The organism is Hydrogenophaga sp. L310 (genome assembly GCF_055703065.1).
Genome location: NZ_JBVPZA010000005.1, coordinates 37213 through 56600, shown reverse-complemented (window position 1 = coordinate 56600; position 19388 = coordinate 37213). Strand labels below are relative to the sequence as shown.

The following is a 19388-nucleotide window of genomic DNA, read 5'->3' as shown; positions in this document are numbered from 1 at the left end:
GTCGTGAATGTCAATAGGATTTGGGCAGCCCCAGCACCTTCTCGGCGATGAAGCACAGGATGAGTTGCGGGCTGATCGGCGCGATGCGCGGAATCATCATCTCGCGCAGGTAGCGTTCGACGTGGTATTCCTTGGCGTAGCCATAGCCACCCAGCGTGGCCATGGCGCGCTGGCAGGCGTTGAAACCAGCCTCGGCCGCCATGTACTTGGCGGCATTGGCATCGGCGCCGCAGGGCAGGCCGTTGTCGTATTTCCAGGCCGCGCGCATCGCCATCATTTCGGCGGCTTCCAGCTCCATCCATGATTGCGCCAGCGGATGCTGGATCGACTGGTTCTGCCCGATAGGCCTGTCGAAGACCACGCGCTCGCGGGCGTAGTTGACGGCCACCTGCAGCGCCGCCCGACCCAGGCCGATCGCCTCGCCCGCGATCAGCACCCGCTCCGGGTTCATGCCATGCAGGATGTACTCAAAGCCGCGGCCCTCTTCGCCGATGCGGTCCTCCACCGGCACCCGCAGGCAGTCGATGAAGAGTTCGTTCGAGTCGACCGCCTTGCGCCCCATCTTTTCGATTTCGCGCACCTCGACAAAACGGCGGTCGAGGTCGGTGTAGAACAGGCTCAGGCCGAAGGTCGGTTTCTTGCAGTCCTCGATCGGCGTGGTGCGCGCCAGAATGAGCATCTTCTCGGCCACCTGGGCGGTCGATATCCAGACCTTTTGGCCGGACAGCACATAGTGGTCGCCAACCCGCTCGGCACGGGTTTTCAGGCGGGTGGTGTTCAGGCCGGTGTTGGGTTCGGTGACGGCGAAGCAGGCTTTCTCCTTGCCCTGGATCAGCGGAGGCAGCATGCGGCGTTTTTGCTCCTCGTTGCCAAACACGGCCACGGGCTGCAAACCGAAAATATTCATGTGCACGGCCGATGCGCCAGACAGTCCGGCACCCGACTGCGAGATGGCCTGCATCATCACGGTCGCTTCACTGATGCCCAGGCCGCCGCCGCCATATTCCTGCGGCAGGCAAACACCGAGCCAGCCGCCGTCGGCCAGGGCGCGGTGCAGCTCGTGCGGAAAGCCGCCAACCTTGTCGCGTTCGAGCCAGTAGCTGTCGTCGAAGCGGGCGCAGATTTTGCCGATCGCTTCGCGGATGGTTTCGTGTTCTGGGTTGGGTGTGAAATTCATGGATGAGAACGCTGTTCAACGCCCGCTGAAACGTGGGGCGCGCTTTTCCAGAAAGGCCTGCACGCCTTCACTTGCATCGCTACTTCGGGCGCGAGCTTCAATCAGAGACCTCTCGAGCGCCATTTGCTCGTGCAGGTTGCGTCGCGCGGCGCCTTCGCACAGTTGCTTGATGCCAGCCATCGAGGCGGTGGGCGCACGGGCCAGTCGTTCGCACAGGGTTTGGGCGCGAGCGCCCAACTCGGCGTCAGGCACGACTTCGTCCACCAAGCCGAAGTCGAGGCATCGGCGAGCGTCGATGGGGTCACTGAGCATGAGAAGCTGGCGCGCGCGCAGCGAGCCGATGCGTCGGTTGATGAAGTGGGATGCGCCCATGTCAGGGGACAAGCCGATGGCTGCGTACCCTGTGCGCAGCTTCATTGATGCTGCCGCCAGAGCGAAGTCGCCGCAAAGTGCCCAGCCGATGCCGCCACCGCCGACCGAGCCGTTGATGGCTGTCACCACCGGCACCGGCAGTTCCGACAGTCGCAGTAGCGCCGGGTGCGCGATGCCCACGAGCTCGTCAATATAGACGTCGAGCGTTCCAGCGTGTTGGCGCATCTCGGCGATATCCCCGCCGGCGCAGAATATCGTTCCGCTGCCGGTCAGCAATACGACCCGCGGCTTTGCTGCGGCAATCTCGGCAACTGCGCGGGCCAGTGCAGCAGTGGACGCGAGAGAGATCGTGTGAGGGCCGTCGCTGCGGTCGAGCACGATCCGGCCAATGTCCCTGGCCACACTCCAACGTACGTTGTCAGCAGTTTGTTCTTCCATCAGTTGCTCCAGTTTTGAACCCGGCGCGAGAATGCGGTGTTGTCGCATTCGAAATGAAGTGGTTTCAGATGATCGCCAGACCGAGGCGTGTGCCCTGGTCAATGGCGCGCAAGGCGTCGAGTTCGGCGGCCAGCTCGGCGCCGCCGATGACATCGGGCGCGAGGCCGAGCGCACGCAGTTCGGCAACCAGTGCGTTCTCGCTGTCCTGGCCGGCACACAGGACGATGGTGTCCACGGCCAGCGTTTGCGGCATGCCGTTGATGCTCAGGTGCAGGCCGGCATCGTCGATGCGTTCATAGGTGCAGCCCGAGAGCGTGCGCAGGCCGCGCCGCGCCAACTCGGCCTTGAGCGCCCAGCCGGTGGTCATGCCCAGGCTGCGTCCGGGTTTTTCCGGCTTGCGCTGCAACAGGGTAACTTCGCGTGGCGAGCTGACCGGCTGCATCGGTTTCAGGCCGCCAGCGGCTGAGGGCGAGGTGTCAACACCCCATTCAGCGTGAAACTGCTCGACCGCCTGGGGCGCGTTGGTCGCCTTACCCGCATGCTCGTCATGCAGCAGGAAGGTGGACACGTCGAAGCCGATGCCCCCGGCACCGATGACCGCGACCCGGTGGCCCGCCTGCGCCCGGCCCGATAGCAGGTCGGCATAGCTCACCACCTTGGGGTGGGTGACGCCCGGGATTTGCGGCAGGCGCGGGCGCACGCCAGCGGCGATCACGATGCGGTCGTAGTGACCGGCAGCGAGAGAGGGGGCGTCCGCTCGGTTGTTGAGCTTGAGCGTCACACCGTGCCGCGCCACGCCCTGCTTGAAGTAGCGAAGCAGTTCATTGAACTCCTGCTTGCCTGGCACGGCCCGGGCCAGGTTCAACTGGCCGCCGATCTCGGATCCGGCCTCGAACAGGGTGACCGCATGACCGCGTTCGGCCGCGGTCAGCGCGCAGGCCAGCCCGGCCGCGCCGGCGCCGATCACCGCCACCTTGCGCGGCACGGCCCCTGGCGGCAAGAGCGAAAACTCCAGCTCGCGGCCGGCGCGTGGATTGACCAGGCAGGTGGCGGGGCGGTCGGCGAAGATGTAGTCCAGACAGGCCTGGTTGCAGGCGATGCAGGTGTTGATCTCGTCGGCGCGCCCCTGCGCCGCCTTGCGCACGAAGTCGGCATCTGCCAGGAAGGGGCGCGCCATCGACACCATGTCGGCGTCACCGCTGGCCAAGATTTCTTCGGCCACTTCCGGCGTGTTGATGCGGTTGGAAACGATGACCGGAATCGTCACCGCTTTCTTGATGCGGGCCGCCGCAAAGCGCCAGGCGGCACGCGGCACCACGTAGGCAATGGTCGGGATCCGTGCTTCGTGCCAGCCGATGCCGGTGTTGAGGATGTCGGCGCCTGCGGCCTGCACCGCCTGGGCGAGCTGGATGATGTCGTCAGACGGGGCGCCGCCCTCGACCAGATCGAGCGCCGACACCCGATACATGAGCAGAAACGGCGGCCCCAGGCGCTCGCGCGTGCGTCGCACGATCTCCACCGGCAGGCGGTGGCGACTTTCCATGCTGCCGCCAAATTCGTCGCTGCGGTTGTTCGTGCGCGTGACGGTGAACTGGTTGAGCAGGTAGCCCTCCGAGCCCATGATCTCGACGCCATCGAAGCCGGCGCGTTGCGCGAGTTCGGCGCAGCGGACATAGTCCTCCACCGTTTGCCAGACTTCGGCCGTGCTCAAGGCGCGCGGCGCGCGCGGGTTGATCGGGGAGGGGATGTCAGAGGCGCCCACGGGTCTGGCGATTTTTGCGTATCGCCCGGTGTGCAGGATTTGCAGAATGATCTTGCCGCCCTCGGCATGCACCGCCTGCGGGATCGGTCTGAGCGCATCGGCTTGTGCCGTCGTGACCAGCAGGGGACCGGTTTCATCCAGCAGGCCATCCTGGCAGGGGGCATAGCCGCCCGTGACGATCAGGCCAGCGCCACCGCGTGCGCGCTCGGCATAGAACAGGGACAGCCGGTCGATCGACCGGTCCAGCGACTCCAGGCGGGTGTGCATCGATCCCATCAGCGTCCGGTTGCCAAGGGTGTGCGCGCCGACCTTCAGCGCGGAGAGCAGCGTCGGAAAGAAAACGGTGGCTTCGGTGGACATGGAGAACGCCTTTTTAATAATCTAACTAACACCTGTTCGATGATATATCATACGGCGTCGACCAGCCATGCAATTGGCGAGCACCTCAAATTCTTCTTCCCGATTGACGGTGCGATGCAGGCGGCGACTTCGACTACAGACAACAGTCAATCAGGAGATTTCCCATGATGTTCGACGACGACCAGATGGCGCTGCGTGACGTGGCGCGCCGCTTTGCACGAGAGAAGCTCAGGCCCGATTACCAGAAGCGCGAATCGCAACCTGGCATCGACCGGGCCTTGTTCAAGGAAATGGGTTCGCTCGGTCTGATCGGTGTTGATCTGCCCGAGGAATATGGCGGCTTGGGCCTCAGTGGCGTCACGGCCGGCATGATCACCGAGGAAATTGCCTATGGTGACTTCAACGTCAGCTACATGCAGCTGCTCAGTTCGCTGATGGGCGCCATCATCCATGCCAATGCGTCCCCCGAGCTGGCGCGCACCTGGAACAGCCGGATCGTGGCGGGCGAGGCCATCGTCGCGCTGGGTCTGACCGAACCACGGGGCGGCTCGGATGCCGCCAATCTGCAACTCAAGGCGCGTCGCGTGGGCGACGAGTACGTGCTTTCCGGCGAGAAAACCTCCATCACTTTTGCCGACCAGGCCGATGCCATGGTGTTGTTCGCACGCACCGGCAAGCCCGAGGATGTCGCACGAGGCATCAGCGCCTTCCTGGTCGATCTGAATCAGCCCGGCGTGCAACGCACGCGCTTCAATGATGTTGGTAGCAAGATCATCGGCCGTGGTTCGGTGTTTTTCGACGATGTGCGGGTGCCGGTCGAGAACCGGCTGGGCGAGGAGGGCAAAGGCTTCACGCAGGTGATGCAGGGCTTTGACTTCAGCCGCATCCTGATCGCGCTGCAGTGCGTGGCCGCCGCGCAGGCCTCGATCGACGAAGCCTGGGAATACGTGAAGGAACGCCAGACCTTTGGCGCGCCGCTGGCGCAGTACCAGGGCGTGAGCTTTCCCCTTGTCGAGTTCGAGACCCTGATCGCCGCTTGCCGCCAGCTCTGCTACCACGGCCTGGCCCTGCGCGATGCCGGTCAGCCGCACACCGCGGAAGCGGCCATGGTCAAGTGGATGGGCCCCAAGACCGCTTTTGACGCGATTCACCAGTGCCTGCTGACCTTTGGGCACTATGGCTGGTCGATGGACCTGCCTCACCAGCAGCGCCTGCGCGACGTGATGGGCCTGGAAATCGGCGACGGAACGGCGCAAATCATGAAGCTGATCGTTGCCCGCGAGCGCGTGGGACGCGCCGCCGTGCAGTACGCCAAGGAGAGCAAGAAATGATTCAGACATCCCCAGTGGAGATCAGCCGTGCCGGCGCAGTTGGAATTATCGAGTTAGCCCGCCCCGAAAAATTCAATTGCCTGTCGATGTCCGTTCATGCGGCCATCGAGGCCGCCATCGACGGGTTCGAGAAATTCGACTCCGGTGTGCGCGCCATTCTGATCCGGGCGCAAGGCAAGCACTTCTGCACCGGCGCCGATCTGGATGAGGTGAAGTCGCTGCGTGGCGATCCAGCCAGGCTCAAGCACTTCATCAGCTATGGTCACAGCGTGCTCAAGCGCCTGGAACGCAGCGATTTGCCGGTGGTGGCGGCCTGCCAGGGTCTGACCCTGGCCGGTGGCAGCGAACTGATGCTGGCCTGCGACATCATCTTTGCGGCCAAGGACGCGCGCTTTGGCGACCAGCATGCCCAGTTCGGCCTGATTCCCGGCTGGGGCGGCAGCCAGCGCATGCCACGCATTGCGGGTCTGCGCCGTGGCCTGGACCTGTTCTTTTCGGCGCGCTGGATCGATGCCGCCACCGCCGAGCAGTGGGGGCTGGTGAACTATGTGGTCGAGCCTGAGCAGTTGGGTGAAGCGGCGCTGGCGTATTGCAGCAAGATCGCCACGCGCAGCCGCATCGGCATGGCCACCATGAAACGTTTGGCACGGCAAGGCATGGAGGGTTCGTCGGAGGTCGGTCTCCAGCTTGAGGAAGACCTGGCCAGCGCGGCTCTGCTCGATGACGACGTCAGCGAAGGTCTGGCGGCCTTCGAGGCACGCCGTACACCGGTGTTCAAGGCCTGAGCGGCTGAATGCTTTGTCTCGCGAATAGGCGCAATCACATATGACCATCCTTTCCTCCCGCATATCGACTTCCGACGACGAATTTCGGCTCAACCAAAAAGCCTACCAGGCCGTGATTGCGGACCTGCAAAGCCGTCGCCAACTGGCGCTGGCCGGTGGCCCCCCGAAAGCTCGGGAAAAACACCTGGCGCGCAACAAGATCCTGCCGCGCCATCGCGTCGAAGTGCTGCTCGATCCAGGTTCGCCTTTCCTAGAGGTCGGCATGCTTGCCGGCGAGGGCATGTACGACGGCGTGCCGCCGGGTGCCAGCATCATCACCGGCATCGGTCTGGTGCAGGGCCGTCCGTGCATGATCATTGCCAACGACGCCACCGTGAAGGGTGGCACCTACTACGGCATGACCTGCAAGAAGCATGTGCGGGCGCAGCAAATTGCTTGGGCACACCGCTTGCCCTGCATCACGCTGGTGGACAGCGGTGGCGCCTTCCTGCCGGAGATGGCCAACATTTTTCCCGACGTGGGGCAGTTCGGCAGCATTTTCAACAACCAGGTCCGCATGTCGGCCGAAGGCATCCAGCAGATTGCCGTGGTGATGGGGCCTTGCACGGCGGGTGGCGCCTACATCCCGGCGCTGTGCGACGAGGCGGTGATTGTCAAGGAGCAGGGCTATATGTACCTCGGCGGCCCCGAGCTGACCTTTGCCGCCACCGGCGAGACGGTGGATGCCGAGTCGCTGGGCGGTGCCAAGATGCATTGCAGCGTCAGCGGCGTCACCGATCACATTGCCGAAGATGACCGCCACGCGCTGGCCATCACGCGTGAAATCGTACGGGACTTGGGTGAGCAGCCCAAGCCACGCTGGACGCGTCAGCCGTCGGTGCCTCCGCGCTTCGATCCGCGCGAGATTTACGGCATCATCAGCCGCGACACCAAAATCCCGACCGACACGCGCGAGATTCTGGCGCGTTTCGTCGATGACAGCCGATTCCAGGAATTCAAGCCGATGTACGGCGACACCCTGCTGACCGGCTTTGCTCGCATCCATGGCCACGAGGTTGGCATCCTGGCCAACCAGGGCGTGCTGTTCCCGGAAAGCGCGATGAAGGCGGCGCACTTCATCGATCTGTGCTGCCAGCGAGACATCCCTCTGCTGTTCATGGCCGACGTGACCGGCTTCATGGTCGGGCGCGCCGCCGAGCAGGCTGGCATTGCCAAAGCCGGGGCCAAGATGATCACGGCGATGGCCTCGGCCAACGTGCCCAAGTACACCATCATCATGGGCGCCTCTTACGGTGCAGGTTACCTTGCGATGTGTGGCCGCCCGTTCAACCCGACCGCGATGTTTGCTTGGCCGACCGGCCGCGCGGCCATCATGGGTCCGGATCAGGCCGCCACGGTGATGGCACTGGTGCGCAAACAGATCAACAAGACCGAGGGAAAAGAGTGGACGCCCGAGGAAGAAGAGGCGTTCAAGGCGCCGGTACGCAAGATTTACGAAGACTTCCAGCCTGCTGCGAACTTCTCCTCGAATTTGTGGGTGGACGGCATCATCGATCCGGTGGAGACACGCGACGCCATGGGACTGCTGCTCGACCTCGCATCCCGTACTGCCGCCAAACCGACGCCGTTCGGTGTCTTCCGTTTTTAACCAGGACGCCAGCCATGCAACGCATCCACACCGTCTTGATGACCCACTTCGCCGCAGGAGTTGGGCATGCTTAAGAAAGTCCTCATTGCTAACCGCGGCGAGATCGCCTGCCGCATTGCCCGCACCTGCCGCAAGCTCGGCCTGGAAGTGGCCACCGTGCACTCCAGTGCCGACCGGTTTGCCCGCCATGTGCGTGAGATCGGTGAATCGGTCGAACTCGGGGGTGCAGCGCCCAGCGAGAGTTATCTGAACATCGATGCCATCATCGCGGCGGCCCGGCGTGTGGGCGCCGACGCCGTTCATCCGGGCTATGGTTTTGTCTCGGAAAATCCGGCCTTTGTGCGCGCACTGGATGCGGCTGGCTTGACCTTCATTGGACCCCGGGCCGACACCATCGAGCGCGTCGGCGGCAAAGCCAGTGCCAAGCGCGAGGCAGCCTGCCTCGGCGTGCCGGTCATTCCCGGCAGCGAAAGCGGCATGACCGACCCAGCCGAGGTGTTGAATCTGGTGCGCGGTATGAAGCTGCCCGTGCTGCTCAAGGCCGTGGCTGGTGGCGGTGGCCGTGGCATGGCGGTGGTCGAGACGCTGGAGGGGCTGGAGTCGCGCATCGAGAGTGCCATGCGTGAGGCCGAAAAAGCCTTCGGCAACGGCGAACTGATCGTCGAGCGCTACCTGCCGCAGGTGCGCCACCTGGAGGTGCAGGTAGCCGGTGATGGCCAGGGCCACGCCATCCACCTGTTCGAGCGCGAGTGCACCTTGCAGCGGCGCCATCAAAAAGTGATCGAAGAAGCGCCGTCCAGCGGTCTCAGCCCGCGCCTGCGAGAAGCCATCCTGGCCGACGCGGTCAAGCTGGCTTCTGGCGTGAACTACCGCGGCCTGGGCACGGTGGAGTTTGTCGTCACGGGCGAGGAACATTACTTCCTGGAAGTCAATCCGCGGCTGCAAGTCGAGCACCCGGTGACCGAAGAAGTCACAGGCCTCGATCTGGTCGAACTGCAACTGCGCATTGCCGACACCGGTACCTTGCCCCTGACGCAGGCCGACGTGCGCTGCATCGGTCACGCCTTTGAGGCCCGGCTGTGCGCGGAAGACGCCGATGCGGGCTTTTTACCGGCCACCGGGCGGCTGCAGGTGGTCGATTTTTCGCGCGCTGGCGTGCGCATCGAGTCCGGGGTGGACAGTGGCGACGAGATCTCGCCGCACTACGACTCGATGATCGCCAAGCTCATCGCGCACGGGCCTGACCGCGAGTCGGCGCGCCGGGCGCTGGTGGCCGGATTGCGCGAAAGCACGGTGATCGGCCTGGTCACCAACCTGGAATTCCTGCATGAACTGCTGGAATGGCCAGAGACCCGCGATGCCACCTTTCACACCCGCCTGATCGACGAGCGCCACGCGCAGCGCGGCGTGGTGGCGCCCGCCCCGCCGCCGCTTGAGCACCTGGCTGCGGCCGCGTTGCACTGGCTGGCGCAACGGCGTGCCGAGTCGCCCGCATTGGGCTGCTGGACCCTGGGGGACGGTTTCACAGGCTGGCGCCTGCGCAGTGGGCCGATTCAGGCCGCACCCCAGCCGGTCCTGGTGTTGAAGGCCGGCGCGGCCGAGTGGCCGGTGCGGTTTTCGAGGTGCGACGCTCAGGGCGCCTGCTCTCTGGTCATTGGCGAGCAGGAGGTGAACGCCTCGCTGCAGCCGCTCGCGGCCGGGCGCTCCCTGTTGCAGTGCGGCGGGCGGGCGCTGGAGCTGACGATCCGGGGCGATGCGCGGCAGGTCGAGCTCGCCAGCGCGCTGGGCAGCGGCGTGTTCATGGCGCAACCCTATCTGGGAGGGGACGCCGGTGACGCCGGCGCCAGCGGCCAGCTGGGCGCGCCGATGATGGGCAAGGTGGTGGCGGTCAAAGCGGCGGTCGGCGAGATGGTCGCTATCGGGCAGACCGTGATCGTGCTTGAATCGATGAAGATGGAGCTGCACGTTACGGCGCCGTTCGAAGGTAGCTTGAGCAGCCTGCGCTGCCGGGTCGGCGACATGGTCGAGCGCCACCAGGTGCTCGCCGAAGTCAGCCCCTCCTGATGGAAAGAGAAGTCAGCGATGAGCAACTTACCTACCTCCGTCGAGTTCCATGAGGAAGGCCCGCGCGAGGGCTTCCAGATGGAGCCAAAAACCTATCCGCTGGCGGATCGCGCCGCGCTGATTGATGCTTTGAGCGCCTCGGGCCTGAAGCAGATCCAGGTGGCGTCCTTCGTCAGTCCGCGCGCGGTGCCGCAGATGGTCGACGCATCCGAGTTGTTTGCCGCCATCACCAAGCGCCCTGGCACCCGCTACACGGCGCTCTGGCTCAACGACAACGGCTTCGAGCGTGCGCGCGCCTGCGAACAGGTGGACCTGGACGGCAAGCTGATGTTCTACACCACCGAGCCGTTTTCGCAGCGCAACAACAACTGCAGCGTGGCCGAGATGCGTGAACGCCAGCTCGGCTGGCTGGACCGCTACATCGCCCTGGGCATTCCGGTGGAAAAGGCCTACGTGATCACGGCCTTTGGCTGCAATCTCGGTGGTGCCGTGCCGCTGTCGGTCCTGACCGATCAGGTCCGCTGGCTGGTCGATGCCTGCGCCGACCGGCGTGTGCCGCTGCCGGTGGTCTACCTGGCCGACACCATGGGCTGGGCCCATCCCGAGGAGATCAAGCGCCGCGTCGGCGCGGTGCGCGCGATCGTACCGGAGGCGCAGATTGGCCTGCACCTGCACGACACGCGCGGCGTCGGCGGTGCCAACGTTTATGCCGCCCTGCAAATGGGCGTGCGGCTGTTCGACAGTTCGGTCGCCGGTCTGGGCGGCTGTCCGTTTGCGGGCCACACGCACGGTGGCGCGGCCGGCAATATCTGCACCGAAGACATGGTCTTCATGTGCGAGGAACTGGGCATCGAGACCGGGATCGACCTGGAGGCGCTGATCGAGGCGGCGCGGCTGGCCGAACGCATCATCGGCCGCTCCCTGTCAGGCCATGTGATGCACAGCGGCTCGCTCGCTGCAATGAAAAGATGACACAGATGACATCCCTAGAAAGCCGTATCGACACCCGCAGCGATTCCTACCACCAGGCGCTGGCGCACGGCCGCACCCAGGTCGAGACCTTGCGCACACGCCTGTCCGGGGTGGCCACTGGCGGGCGTGATGCGCACATCGGGCGCCACCACGCGCGCGGCAAGCTGCTGGTGCGCGAGCGCATCGACTTCATCGTCGATGACGGCAGCGCCTTCTTGGAACTCTCGCCGCTGGCGGCCTGGGATCAGTATGGCAACGAGGTGCCGGGTGCGGGCATCGTCACCGGCGTCGGCATGGTGGCCGGGCGGCCGTGCATGTTCATCGCCAACGACGCCACCGTCAAGGGCGGCTCGTTCTTCCATGAAACCGTCAAGAAACACGTGCGGGCGCAGGAAATCGCCGAGCGCCTGCGACTGCCCTGCCTGTACCTGGTGGACTGCGGCGGTGCCTTTCTGCCGGAGCAGGACCGCGTGTTTCCCGACAAGGACTACTTCGGCAACAGCTTCCACCGCCAGTGCCGCATGTCGCAGGCCGGCCTGCCGCAGCTCTCGGCCGTGTTCGGCGGCTGCACCGCGGGCGGCGCCTACATTCCCGCGCTGTCGGACGAAGTGGTGATGGTGCGCGGTAACGCACGCATTCATCTGGGTGGCCCGTCCATCGTCAAGATCGCGATCAACGAAGTGGTCGACGGCGAAACCCTGGGCGGCGCGGAGATGCACAGCCGTGTCTCCGGTGTCAGCGACCACCTGGCCGAGGACGAGCATCAGGCGCTGGCCATGCTCCGTCAGATCGTCGCCAGCCTGCCGCCCGAGCCGCCCATGGTGCCGCCGCTGCCGCCCAGCGCACCACGTTACGACCCGATTGAGCTCGATGGCGTCGTACCGGTCGACCCCAAACAGCCCTACGACGCGCGCGAAATCATTGCGCGGCTGCTCGACGGCAGCGCTTTCCACGAGTTCAAACCGTTGTGGGGAGATACGCTGGTGACCGGCTTTGGCGCGATCCACGGCCAGCCGGTCGCCATCCTCGCCAACAACGGCGCGCTGCTGGCCGAGTCGGCCCTGAAGGGCGCGCATTTCATCGAACTGGCCAACCAGCGCGGAGTACCGCTGCTGTTTTTGCAGAACATCCCCGGCTTCATGGTTGGCACCGAGGCCGAGCGTGGCGGTATTGCCAAGCACAGCGCCAAGATGGTGTATGCCATGGCCTGCGCGCGCGTGCCCAAGCTCACGTTGGTGGTTGGCGGCTCTTATGGCGCCGGCAACTACGGCATGTGCGGCCGCGGCTTTGAGCCCGAATTCCTGTTCGCCTGGCCCAGTGCCAGAGTTGCCACGATGAGCGCCGACATTGCCAGCAACGTGATGGTCGAGCTGGCGCGCTCTAACTTGCGCGGCCCGGCTGATGAGGCGCGGCTGCTGGATATCGAACGCAGGGTACGCGAGCAGTACGCGCGCCAGAGCGATCCCTATTACGCCACCTCCCGGCTGTGGGACGACGGTCTGATCGAACCCTCGGCCTCGCGCGATGTGCTGGGCCTGGCGCTGGCGCTGGCGGCGCGCCGTGCGTTGCCGAGTACGGCAACCCCTGTTTACCGCATGTAAGAGAACCTCTATGAACACCCCCACCTACGAGACCCTGCAACTGGTCGTCGACGCGCGCGGCGTGGCCCGCCTCACGCTCAACCGCCCCGACACTCATAACGCGCTCAACGCCACCCTGATCAGCGAGCTGCGCCGTGCCGTCGATTGGCTGGCCGCAGCGCCGGGCGTGCGCGCGGTGGTGCTCACCGGCACCGGCAAGACCTTTTGCGCGGGTGGTGACCTGGGCTGGATGCAGGACAACATGAAAAAGAGCCGGACCGAGCGCGTGGGCGAAAGCGGCGATCTGGCGCTCATGCTGCGCGCCCTGAACGAGCTGCCTATGCCCGTCATTGGCCGCATCAATGGCCCCGCGTATGGCGGCGGAGTCGGCATGATCTCGGTCTGCGACATCACGATCGCGGTCGATACCGGCATCTACTCGCTGACTGAGGTGCGCCTGGGCCTGCTGCCGGCCAATATCGCGCCCTACGTCGTGGCGCGCATGGGTGAAGCCAACGCCCGGCGCACCTTCCTGACGGCGCGCCGCATGAGCGCGGCAGAGGCGCAGCGCCTGGGCCTGCTCTCAGAAGTGGTGGCGGCCGATCAGCTCGACGCGGCCATTGAACGCGAACTCGCCGACCTGCTGCAGTGCGCGCCCGGCGCGGTGGCGGCCACCAAGAAGCTTGTGGCCTATGTGCAGGCGCACGATCTGCCCACCAACATGATCTACACCGCTGACAAGCTGGCCGACGCCTGGGAAACCGAAGAAGGGTGCGACGGCATCGCTGCCTTTTTTGGCAAGCGGCTGCCGATGTGGCGGCAGGTCTGAGTGTTGGCATGAAGGCGTGCGACTGATGTTTAACACCCTCCTGATTGCCAATCGCGGGGAGATCGCCTGCCGCATCGCCCGCACCGCGCGCCGCATGGGCCTGCGCACGGTGGCGGTCTATTCCGAAGCCGACCGCGAGGCGCTGCACGTGGCCCTGTGCGATACGGCCGTGCGCATCGGAGCGCCGGAGGCCGCGCGCAGCTACCTTGATGCCGCTGCCATCGTGGCCGCGGCGCGTGCCGCCGGTGCGCAGGCCATCCATCCGGGCTACGGCTTTTTGTCGGAAAGCCTGGCCCTGATTGACGCCTGCGAAGCCGTCGGGCTCATTTTTGTGGGTCCCTCGCGCGAAGCGATCCGGCGCATGGGCTCGAAGATCGAATCCAAGCGCATCGCGCTCGGAGCCGGCGTGCCGGTGGTGCCGGGCTACCACGCCGACGACCAGGACTCTGCGGTCTTGCAGGCGGCGGCCGGGGGCATCGGCTACCCGGTGCTGATCAAGGCCTCGGCCGGCGGCGGCGGCAAGGGCATGCGGGTGGTGCGCAGCGCGGCTGACTTCTCGGCCGCGCTGGATACCGTGCGACGCGAAGCAAAGGCTTCGTTCGGCGACGACCGCGTGCTGCTGGAACGCTACCTCGACGAGCCACGCCACCTCGAAGTGCAGTTGCTGGGCGACAAGCACGGGCATCTGGTCCATCTGTTCGAGCGTGAATGTTCGATCCAGCGCAACCACCAGAAAGTGATTGAGGAAGCGCCCGCGCCGCACCTGCCTCCCGCAGTGCGCGAGGCCCTGTTTTCGCACGCACTGACGATCGGGCACGCCATGGGCTACGACAGCACCGGCACCATCGAGTTCATCCACGACAGCCGCAGCGGCGACACCTTCTTTCTGGAAATGAACACCCGGCTGCAGGTCGAGCACCCAGTGACCGAGTTGACGGTCGGTATTGATTTGGTCGAATGGCAGCTGCGGGTGGCCACTGGTGAGCCGCTCGGCTTCGCCCAGCCGGACCTGTCGCAGCGCGGCTGCGCGATCGAGGCGCGAGTCTGCGCGGAGAATCCGGCGGCGGGTTTTGCGCCCGAGATCGGCGCCCTGATCGACTACCGCGAGCCGCGCGGCGAGGGCGTCCGGGTCGACAGCGGCGTACGCAGCGGCAGTCAGGTGACGCCCTATTACGACTCCATGCTGGCCAAGGTGATTGCCCATGCCGACGACCGGCCGACCGCCGCACGGCGGCTCGCCACGGCATTGGACAACACGGTGCTGCTCGGCGTGCACAGCAACCTCGGTTTTCTGGCCGATCTGCTGCGCCACGACCACTTCGCGCAAGTACTCACCACACACTACATCGAACGCGCCTTTCCCGCAGGCTGGCAGCCGCGCGCGGACGATGGGCTGGCCATCGCCGCTGCCGCCGTGCACGGCGTGCTGACCCAGCAGGCGGCGGCCGGGCGCTCGGCCTGGCAGTCGCTCGGGGCCTGGCGCGCGTCCGGCGCCGGGAGTGGCACTGGCAGCACGCAGGTGCTGCTCGAAGACGAGCAGCGCTGCGTGCATGAAGCCAGCGTGTCGCCGTTGGGCGAAGGCTGGCGCGTGCGCGTCGGCGATCTGGAGCTGAACCTGGGAGCGACGCTAACCGGCGACACCCTGGCGTTGCAGCACGACGGCCTGACGGTGCGCTTCACGTTGGCGCTGGAACAGCACGCTACGCAGGGCAAACGCGTGTGGCTGGCCGGGCCGGGCGGCACGTGGGCCTGGCGCCGGCTCGACCGCTGGCAGCGCGCACTCAAGGGCGCGGCGTGCGCCGATGATGAGCGGGGCGGCAATCGCCTGCTCGCGCCCATGCCCGGTCTAGTGACGCAGGTGCAAATCAGTGTGGGCATGACGGTGAACGCGGGCGACACGCTGGTGCAGATGGAGGCAATGAAGATGGTGCACACGCTCAGCGCGCCCGCGGCGGGCCGGGTCAGCGAGTTGCGTTGCCGCGTCGGTGACGCGGTGCGCGGTGGCGATGTGTTGGTAATCATGGAAGCAATGGAATCTGAGGAAAGGCAATGAACGAGCCGATTTATTTTGACGAGCAACACCGGCAGTTCCGGGACAACCTGCGCCGCTTTGTCGAGCAGGAGGTGGTGCCACAGGCAGCGCCCTGGGAAGAGGAAGGCATGGTGCCGCGTGCGGTGCTGAGAAAAATGGGTGAGCTCGGCTACCTCGGCGTGCGTTACGCCGAGCAATACGGCGGCTCGAATCTTGACACGGTGTACAGCGCGATCCTGGCCGAAGAACTCGGCCGTTCCACGTACGGCGGCTTTGCCGTGACGGTGATGGTGCACACCGACATGGCCTCGCCGCACCTGGCCAACTTTGGCACGCCAGAGCAGCTCGCGCGCTACCTGCCCGCCATCATCTGCGGCGAGAAGATCTGTGCCGTGGCGGTCACTGAGCCCGATGCAGGCTCTGACGTGGCTGGCATCCGCACCCGCGCGGTGCGCGACGGAGACCACTGGGTTATCAATGGCAGCAAGATGTTCATCACCAACGGCGTGCATGGTGACGTGTACTTCGTCGCCGCCAAGACCGACCCGACGGCCAAGGGCTCGCGCGGTATCTCGATCTTCATTGTCGAGAAGGGTACGCCGGGCCTTCGAGTCGGGCGCGCGTTAAAGAAAAGCGGCTGGCTGTGCAGCGACACCGCCGAACTGGTGTTCGAAGATTGCCGCATCCCGGCCGCCAATCTGCTGGGCGAAGAGAACAAGGGCTTCTACCAGATCATGCGCAATTTCCAGAACGAGCGCATGGTGCTGGGTGCGCAGATGATGGGCGAAGCCGCGCGTGCGATCGAGCTGACGCTGGCCTATGTGCGCGAGCGCAAGGCCTTCGGCGCCACGCTGTGGGACAAGCAGGCGATCCGCCAGCGCCTGGCCATGCGGGCAGCGCAGGTCGAGGCGGCCCGTCAGTTGGTTTACCACGCTGCCTGGCTCGATGCGAAGGGGCGCGAGTGCGTCAAGGAAGTGTCGATGGTCAAGGCGCTGTGCGGCGAGCTGCTCAACGACGTGGTCTATGACTGTCAGCAGTTCCACGGTGGCGCTGGCTATATGCGCGAGACGCCGATCGAGCGCATGGTGCGCGACGCCCGTGTCCAGGCCATCGGTGGCGGTGCCACCGAGGTCATGCTCGAAGAAGTGGCGAAACGGTTGTGAACATGAGCACCTCTCAAGCTACTTCAGTCATGGAAGAGCCGGTCGAGCTGCCGCTGAAGGAGGTCCTGCCCGGCATCCTGATGTTCACGCTGCCGGTGGACTATGGCATCGACCACGTCAACATCTACCTGATTCGCGAAAGCGAGGGTTGGTGCCTATTCGACACGGGTGCCGACTGCGAAGCCGCCCGTGCGCTGTGGCTGCGCGCCCTGGAGGGACCACTAGCGGCCGGCCTGACGCGCATCATCGTCTCGCACCACCACCCCGACCACCTCGGGCTGGCAGTGTGGCTGCACGAGCGCACCGGCGCTACCATCCTGATGCGCGAGGAAGAACGGACGGTGGCGGGGCAGACGCACGTGCCCAGCGCCGATGACCGCGCCTACTGTATCGACTTCATGTGCCGCCATGGGGTGGCGCCGGAGGATGCGCAACAGGTGGTGGGCGGGGTCTTGCAAAGCAACATGGCCTGCGCCGTGCCGGCGCGCGTCGAGCCGCTCGAAGCCGGCCAGACGCTGCGCATCGGCGAGCATGTGTTCGAGGTGCTGGTGCTGGGCGGTCACAGCATTGCACAGATTTGCCTGTATGCGCCCAAGTTGAAGCTGCTGCTCACGGGCGACCAGTTGCTCGAACGCATCACGCCCAACATCGGCGTCTGGCCCTATGGCGAAACCGATCCGCTGCCGCGCTATCTGAACAGCCTGCGCACAATTGCCGCGCTGGATATCGAGCACGTGCTGCCGGCCCATCACGACGTCTACCACGCCGGGGTCAAGCGCGCGCACGGACTGGTGGCGCACCATCAAAAAGCGTTGCGCAAGTTCATGGCGCGCCTGGGCGCGGGGGGCATGAATGCCACCGAACTCGGCTACGCCGTTTATGGCGCGCAGAGCGACCCGCTGCATGCTTACCTTGCCATGGGCGAAACCCTGGCGCACCTGCTGTGGCTGGAGCGCTCCGGCTACGTGCGCCATGAAGAAACGCTAGCCGCGACCCGCTGGTATCCGGTGACGGCGGCCGGCGAAGAGCCCACCCTCACCTTGTCTGGAGATATGTCGAGATGACAGAAACACACACCATCAACGAAGAAGAAATCGCCAAGAGATGGCAGAAGTTTGCCCATGTGTCTCCGTATAACCGCGAACTGGGCCTCCTGCCGCACGCAGCGCGAACCGACTGGTGCGTGCTCAAGGTCGAGTATCAGGAAGCGCTGGTGGGCGATCCGCAGACCAGGGTTTTGCATGGCGGCGTGATCACTGCGCTGCTCGACGCAGCGTTCGGATTCGCGATTTTCGTCAAGCTGCCAGAGATACGGCCGATGGCCACGCTGGACTTGCGCATCGACTACCTCAAGCCCGCCACGCCCGGGCGTGCGATTCTGGGAGGGGCCGTTTGCTACAAGCTGACTGCAGAACTGGCGTTCGTCCGAGGCGCTGCTTACCACGACACGCCGGACGACCCAATTGCCACCGCCGTCGGCATTTACATGTTTACTTCCGGGCGACCGGTATTGCGCAACGAGGATGTGCCACGATGAAATGGACCGAACAAATTGACCATGCGCGCGCCCAGGGTGACTGGAGCGAAGTGATCCGGGCGGTGCCCTTTGCGCGTTTTCTGGACTTGCGCATCGATGTCAAGGGCGAGGAGTTCACCTGCGTCCTGCCATTCCAGGAAAAACTGATAGGCAACCCCATCCTGCCGGCTCTGCATGGCGGAGCCACCGGGGGGTTTCTGGAGTGCGCCGGATTGTTCTACCTGCTGTGGCACATGGACAGCCGGGACTTGCCCAAGACCATCGATTTCAACATTGATTACCTGCGCTCGGGCCGTCCGCAGGACACCTATGCCAACGTCGTGATGGTCAAGCTGGGCCAGCGTGTGGCGAATCTGCGCATCCAGGCATGGCAATCCAGCCCCGATAAGCCCATCGCCCTTGGCCACGGCAATTTCATGCTGCGTGCCTGAGCTCATTACGAAGGAGACAAATCCATGAGCCAATCTGTTTACAAATCCGTGTTTCGCCCCGGCCTCTTTGCCGGTCAGACGGTGATCGTCACCGGCGGTGGCAGCGGCATCGGCCGCTGCACTGCGCACGAGTTGTCCAACCTGGGCGCCAGCGTGGCGCTGGTGGGCCGCAAGATCGAGAAGCTGCAGGCGGTGCAGGCCGAGATCGAAGCGGCGGGTGGCAAAGCCAGCATCCATGTCTGCGACATCCGCGACGAGCCGGGCGTCAAGGACCTGGTTGCCGACGTGATTGCGCAGCACGGCCGGATCGATGGCCTGGTCAACAACGCCGGCGGCCAGTACCCGCAGCCGGTCAAGGACATCAGCCTCAAGGGCTGGGAGGCGGTGGTGCGCAGCAACCTGACGGGAGGCTTTCTCGTCTCCCGCGAGGTCTACACGCAGTGGATGGAGGCGCACGGCGGCTCCATCGTCAACATCATCGCCGACATGTGGATGGGCATGCCCACCATGGGACACAGCGGCGCCGCGCGCGCCGGCATGCTGTCGTTCACCGAAACGGCGGCCTGCGAATGGGGCGAGTCGGGCGTGCGCGTCAACGCGGTGGCGCCGGGCTTTGTGGCCAGCAGCGGCTTTGACACCTACGAACCCGAGATGCAGGCCAAGTTCCGCATTTTGATGAAGAGTGTGCCGCTGCAGCGCTATGGCACCGAGGCCGAAGTATCGGCGGCCATCGTGTTCCTGCTGTCCGAGGCGGCGGCCTACATCACCGGCTCCTTCATCCGCGTCGATGGCGGTGTGCCCAATGCCCGTCAGACCTGGAAGCTGAAGCCGACGGATCGCTCCAAACCCTTCAACGGCTTTGCCCTGGCCAAGCCGCCGAAGTGCCTGAGCGCCAAGGATGAATGAC

The 19388-nt window shown here is 65.2% G+C and carries 16 protein-coding genes; 13 read left to right on the top strand and 3 right to left on the bottom strand.

Annotated elements, in window-relative coordinates; all coding sequences use genetic code 11:
- Positions 1 to 10: 10 nt before the first annotated feature.
- From AC0GNO_RS10530 to AC0GNO_RS10520, 3 genes are all read right to left on the bottom strand, one after another.
- Positions 11 to 1177 (bottom strand): acyl-CoA dehydrogenase family protein, encoded by a 1167-nt coding sequence (locus AC0GNO_RS10530; RefSeq protein ID WP_472903938.1) that lies wholly within the window; start codon positions 1175 to 1177, stop codon positions 11 to 13.
- 15 nt (positions 1178 to 1192) lie between these two features.
- On the bottom strand, positions 1193 to 1987 hold the full coding sequence (locus tag AC0GNO_RS10525) for an enoyl-CoA hydratase/isomerase family protein (RefSeq protein ID WP_008905472.1): 795 nt from the start codon (positions 1985 to 1987) through the stop codon (positions 1193 to 1195).
- A gap of 64 nt (positions 1988 to 2051) precedes the next feature.
- Positions 2052 to 4109, bottom strand: a complete 2058-nt coding sequence (locus AC0GNO_RS10520; protein WP_008905473.1) for an NADPH-dependent 2,4-dienoyl-CoA reductase — start codon at positions 4107 to 4109, stop codon at positions 2052 to 2054.
- A 164-nt stretch (positions 4110 to 4273) separates the two neighbouring features.
- On the opposite strand from AC0GNO_RS10520, the gene AC0GNO_RS10515 reads away from it, so the two are divergent.
- The 13 genes from AC0GNO_RS10515 (at position 4274) to AC0GNO_RS10455 (ending at position 19387) form a co-directional block, all read left to right on the top strand.
- A complete protein-coding gene (locus AC0GNO_RS10515; protein ID WP_008905474.1) occupies positions 4274 to 5440 on the top strand; it encodes an acyl-CoA dehydrogenase family protein in 1167 nt (388 codons plus the stop codon).
- Positions 5437 to 6225 carry an enoyl-CoA hydratase/isomerase family protein gene (locus AC0GNO_RS10510; protein WP_008905475.1) on the top strand — a complete coding sequence of 263 codons (789 nt, stop codon included), beginning with the start codon at positions 5437 to 5439 and terminating at the stop codon, positions 6223 to 6225. The genes AC0GNO_RS10515 and AC0GNO_RS10510 overlap by 4 nt, the downstream gene beginning before the upstream one ends.
- A 40-nt stretch (positions 6226 to 6265) precedes the next feature.
- The gene (locus AC0GNO_RS10505; RefSeq protein ID WP_008905476.1) at positions 6266 to 7873 is read left to right on the top strand and encodes a carboxyl transferase domain-containing protein; all 1608 of its coding nucleotides are present in this window, start codon (positions 6266 to 6268) and stop codon (positions 7871 to 7873) included.
- Between the two features lie 66 nt (positions 7874 to 7939).
- Positions 7940 to 9937, top strand: coding sequence for an acetyl/propionyl/methylcrotonyl-CoA carboxylase subunit alpha (locus AC0GNO_RS10500; RefSeq protein ID WP_008905477.1), 1998 nt, complete (start codon positions 7940 to 7942; stop codon positions 9935 to 9937).
- 18 nt (positions 9938 to 9955) lie between these two features.
- Positions 9956 to 10909 carry a hydroxymethylglutaryl-CoA lyase gene (locus AC0GNO_RS10495; RefSeq protein ID WP_008905478.1) on the top strand — a complete coding sequence of 318 codons (954 nt, stop codon included), beginning with the start codon at positions 9956 to 9958 and terminating at the stop codon, positions 10907 to 10909.
- A 5-nt stretch (positions 10910 to 10914) separates the two neighbouring features.
- Positions 10915 to 12510 (top strand): acyl-CoA carboxylase subunit beta, encoded by a 1596-nt coding sequence (locus AC0GNO_RS10490; protein WP_085942579.1) that lies wholly within the window; start codon positions 10915 to 10917, stop codon positions 12508 to 12510.
- A gap of 10 nt (positions 12511 to 12520) precedes the next feature.
- Positions 12521 to 13318, top strand: a complete 798-nt coding sequence (locus AC0GNO_RS10485) for a crotonase/enoyl-CoA hydratase family protein (protein ID WP_008905480.1) — start codon at positions 12521 to 12523, stop codon at positions 13316 to 13318.
- A gap of 25 nt (positions 13319 to 13343) precedes the next feature.
- On the top strand, positions 13344 to 15371 hold the full coding sequence (locus tag AC0GNO_RS10480) for an acetyl/propionyl/methylcrotonyl-CoA carboxylase subunit alpha (protein ID WP_008905481.1): 2028 nt from the start codon (positions 13344 to 13346) through the stop codon (positions 15369 to 15371).
- Positions 15368 to 16513 (top strand): acyl-CoA dehydrogenase family protein, encoded by a 1146-nt coding sequence (locus tag AC0GNO_RS10475; RefSeq protein ID WP_008905482.1) that lies wholly within the window; start codon positions 15368 to 15370, stop codon positions 16511 to 16513. Before AC0GNO_RS10480 ends, AC0GNO_RS10475 begins: the two co-directional genes overlap by 4 nt.
- Positions 16514 to 16515: 2 nt before the next feature.
- Positions 16516 to 17577, top strand: coding sequence for an MBL fold metallo-hydrolase (locus AC0GNO_RS10470; protein ID WP_372661495.1), 1062 nt, complete (start codon positions 16516 to 16518; stop codon positions 17575 to 17577).
- Positions 17574 to 18050, top strand: coding sequence for a PaaI family thioesterase (locus AC0GNO_RS10465; protein WP_008905484.1), 477 nt, complete (start codon positions 17574 to 17576; stop codon positions 18048 to 18050). The genes AC0GNO_RS10470 and AC0GNO_RS10465 overlap by 4 nt, the downstream gene beginning before the upstream one ends.
- Positions 18047 to 18481 carry a PaaI family thioesterase gene (locus AC0GNO_RS10460; RefSeq protein WP_008905485.1) on the top strand — a complete coding sequence of 145 codons (435 nt, stop codon included), beginning with the start codon at positions 18047 to 18049 and terminating at the stop codon, positions 18479 to 18481. Before AC0GNO_RS10465 ends, AC0GNO_RS10460 begins: the two co-directional genes overlap by 4 nt.
- A gap of 24 nt (positions 18482 to 18505) precedes the next feature.
- Positions 18506 to 19387 (top strand): SDR family oxidoreductase, encoded by an 882-nt coding sequence (locus tag AC0GNO_RS10455; RefSeq protein WP_008905486.1) that lies wholly within the window; start codon positions 18506 to 18508, stop codon positions 19385 to 19387.
- Position 19388: the final 1 nt, after the last annotated feature.

Excerpts from the sequence above, each read along its gene's own strand:
- AC0GNO_RS10530 (WP_472903938.1), bottom strand. The coding sequence starts at position 1,177 with ATGAATTTCACACCCAACCCAGAACACGAAACCATCCGCGAAGCGATC.
- AC0GNO_RS10525 (WP_008905472.1), bottom strand. The coding sequence starts at position 1,987 with ATGGAAGAACAAACTGCTGACAACGTACGTTGGAGTGTGGCCAGGGAC.
- AC0GNO_RS10520 (WP_008905473.1), bottom strand. The coding sequence starts at position 4,109 with ATGTCCACCGAAGCCACCGTTTTCTTTCCGACGCTGCTCTCCGCGCTG.
- AC0GNO_RS10515 (WP_008905474.1), top strand. The coding sequence starts at position 4,274 with ATGATGTTCGACGACGACCAGATGGCGCTGCGTGACGTGGCGCGCCGC.
- AC0GNO_RS10510 (WP_008905475.1), top strand. The coding sequence starts at position 5,437 with ATGATTCAGACATCCCCAGTGGAGATCAGCCGTGCCGGCGCAGTTGGA.
- AC0GNO_RS10505 (WP_008905476.1), top strand. The coding sequence starts at position 6,266 with ATGACCATCCTTTCCTCCCGCATATCGACTTCCGACGACGAATTTCGG.
- AC0GNO_RS10500 (WP_008905477.1), top strand. The coding sequence starts at position 7,940 with ATGCTTAAGAAAGTCCTCATTGCTAACCGCGGCGAGATCGCCTGCCGC.
- AC0GNO_RS10495 (WP_008905478.1), top strand. The coding sequence starts at position 9,956 with ATGAGCAACTTACCTACCTCCGTCGAGTTCCATGAGGAAGGCCCGCGC.
- AC0GNO_RS10490 (WP_085942579.1), top strand. The coding sequence starts at position 10,915 with ATGACATCCCTAGAAAGCCGTATCGACACCCGCAGCGATTCCTACCAC.
- AC0GNO_RS10485 (WP_008905480.1), top strand. The coding sequence starts at position 12,521 with ATGAACACCCCCACCTACGAGACCCTGCAACTGGTCGTCGACGCGCGC.
- AC0GNO_RS10480 (WP_008905481.1), top strand. The coding sequence starts at position 13,344 with ATGTTTAACACCCTCCTGATTGCCAATCGCGGGGAGATCGCCTGCCGC.
- AC0GNO_RS10475 (WP_008905482.1), top strand. The coding sequence starts at position 15,368 with ATGAACGAGCCGATTTATTTTGACGAGCAACACCGGCAGTTCCGGGAC.
- AC0GNO_RS10470 (WP_372661495.1), top strand. The coding sequence starts at position 16,516 with ATGAGCACCTCTCAAGCTACTTCAGTCATGGAAGAGCCGGTCGAGCTG.
- AC0GNO_RS10465 (WP_008905484.1), top strand. The coding sequence starts at position 17,574 with ATGACAGAAACACACACCATCAACGAAGAAGAAATCGCCAAGAGATGG.
- AC0GNO_RS10460 (WP_008905485.1), top strand. The coding sequence starts at position 18,047 with ATGAAATGGACCGAACAAATTGACCATGCGCGCGCCCAGGGTGACTGG.
- AC0GNO_RS10455 (WP_008905486.1), top strand. The coding sequence starts at position 18,506 with ATGAGCCAATCTGTTTACAAATCCGTGTTTCGCCCCGGCCTCTTTGCC.